Raw genomic sequence first — 2,176 nt, forward strand, 5'->3', positions numbered from 1 at the left:
CTTCCCCTTCGTGGACTTCCGCCCGGTGGACTCCTGCCCGGCGGACCTCCGTCCGGCGGGTTCCGCCTCCGGGGACTCCGGCACCAAGGGCTCGTCCACCGCCTGCCCCGGCACCAGTTTCCCGCCTTCCCCCGGCGTCGTCGCTTCCCCTCCTTCCGGGACGAACCCCGGCAGCCACTCCCGCAGTTCGTCGCGCAGCCGTACCGTCCCGCCCAGCTGGCACAGCACACCGATCGTGCTCAGGGTCACCCGGTGGATCAGCAGGTACGCCGGGGGCAGATTGAGCTGCTTGGCCAGCTGGTAGGCGGGGGAGCGGGGGTCACCGATGCGGGCGGCCTGGCCGCGCATCCAGCCGCGGGTGAACGTGAACGCCTCGGCCCGCGCCGGTTCGATGATCGGCAGAAGGTAGGCGAGGACCGCTTCGGGATCCAGCTCGACGCTCTCCCCGACGAACCCCTCGGCGCGCAGCATCTCGTAGACGGCCTCCGCCTCGCCGTCCAGCGCCATCCGCAGTGCCTCCCCGACGGGAGCGGGCAGTCCGCCCGGCAGCCGGTCGACCGTGCCGAAGTCCAGCACACCCAGACGCCAGTCGTCCCCGCCGTCCGGGCCGCCGGGCAGCAGACGGAAATTGCCCGGATGCGGGTCGGCGTGCAGCAGCCCGGTGCGGGCCGGCCCGGAGAACAGGAAACGGGCGAGGAGCTGACCCGCCCGGTCCCGCTGCTCCTCCGTGCCGTCCGAGATGACCTCCGACAGCGGTACGCCGTCCATCCACTCGGTGACCAGCACCTGCTCGCACTGGTGCACCACCGCCGGCACGACGACGTCGGGGTCGTCCGCGAACTCCTCGGCGTGGGCCCGCTGGGCCCGGGCCTCCAGGCCGTAGTCCAGCTCCTCCGCGACCCGGTCCCTGAGTTCCGCGATCAGCGGCTTGACGTCCATGCCGGGGACCAGCGGACCCAGCAGCCGGGCGAACCGGCTCAGCTGGTTCAGGTCGGACAGCAGTGCCTCGCCGGCGCCCGGGTACTGCACCTTGACCGCCACCTCACGGCCGTCGTGCCACACCGCGTGGTGCACCTGGCCGATCGAGGCCGCGGCGGACGGCTTGTCCTCGAACTCCAGGAACAGGTCGGGCCAGTCCTCGCCGAGCCGCTCCTCCAGCACCGCGTGCACGGTGCGGGTCGGCATCGGCGGGGCCGCCTCCTGGAGTTTCGTCAGCGCCGCGCGGTAGGGCCCGGCGATCTCCTCCGGCAGGGCCGACTCGAAGACCGACAGGGCCTGGCCGAACTTCATCGCGCCGCCCTTGAGCTCGCCGAGCACCTTGAACAGCTGCTCCGCGGTGCGCTGCTGCACCTCGCGGCCGACGATCTCCGCGGATTCGCCCACGATCCGCTTGCCGAGCCCCCAGGTCGCCCGCCCGGCGAAGCCGAGCGGGAGCGCGGCCAGTTTGGCGGTCCTGGTGACCGCCTTCCGGGGAAGATCAGACATGAGCCCTCCAAGTCCCTGCCGGCCGCTCCGCGTCCGCCTGACGGCACACCATCCTCGACGGCCCGTGCGGGGCCATTGTCCCGTGCGTCCGGCCGGGTTCGGAGGTGAGCTCCGACTCCGTTCCCGCCACGTTCCGGCCCGCCGCTCCGCACGGACACCCGGGGTGCGCCCCGACCGGCCGCGCATGCCAGTGCAGATCCGGGAGGGACGCCTCCCAGCGAGCACCGGCACTGGACGGCACGCGGCCGTCCAGGAAGGCGAGCGCATGGGCACCGGCCAGGCCGGCCACGGTGGTGGCCAGTGACAGGTCACAGGCTCCCACCCGGCGCTGCCGCCCGGAACGCCACTGGGTGACCATACGCGGCCAGGTCGGATCCCGGTCGGTCCTGTCCTCCTGAAGGCAGCCCGCGCACCCCGTCTCGCCGGGCAGGACGAGCGGTCCGACGACGCCGGTTCCCTCCACCACGCCCACGTAGAGGTGGGGTGTCCCCGAGGTCATCAGGGGCTCGGCCCCCGCCGGGTCCGGGACGTGCACGGCGACGTCGTCCCGAGGAGCGACGATCACCAGGGAGAACCCGGGGGCACCCTCCTGCGGCGGGGACTGGGCGGTCCGACGCGGCGACCGCAGGCACGAGGCGGCCCACCGCGTCGTGCGCCGGGCCGCACCGGACCGGTCGCCGCGTCGGACCGC

2 protein-coding genes are annotated in these 2,176 nt (G+C 73.6%); both read right to left on the reverse strand.

Features of this window, described 5'->3' with window-relative positions; all coding sequences use genetic code 11:
* The coding region (locus AOK18_RS14890) for an ABC1 kinase family protein (RefSeq protein ID WP_240503183.1) at positions 1-1,485 on the reverse strand (1,485 nt) is incomplete at its 3' end.
* Positions 1,478-2,176 (reverse strand): TOMM precursor leader peptide-binding protein (locus AOK18_RS14895; protein ID WP_157865102.1); only part of this gene is annotated, 699 nt, incomplete at its 5' end. The genes AOK18_RS14895 and AOK18_RS14890, both read right to left, overlap by 8 nt.

Origin of the sequence: Streptomyces prasinopilosus, from assembly GCF_001419695.1 — a bacterium.
Classification (GTDB): domain Bacteria; phylum Actinomycetota; class Actinomycetes; order Streptomycetales; family Streptomycetaceae; genus Streptomyces; species Streptomyces prasinopilosus.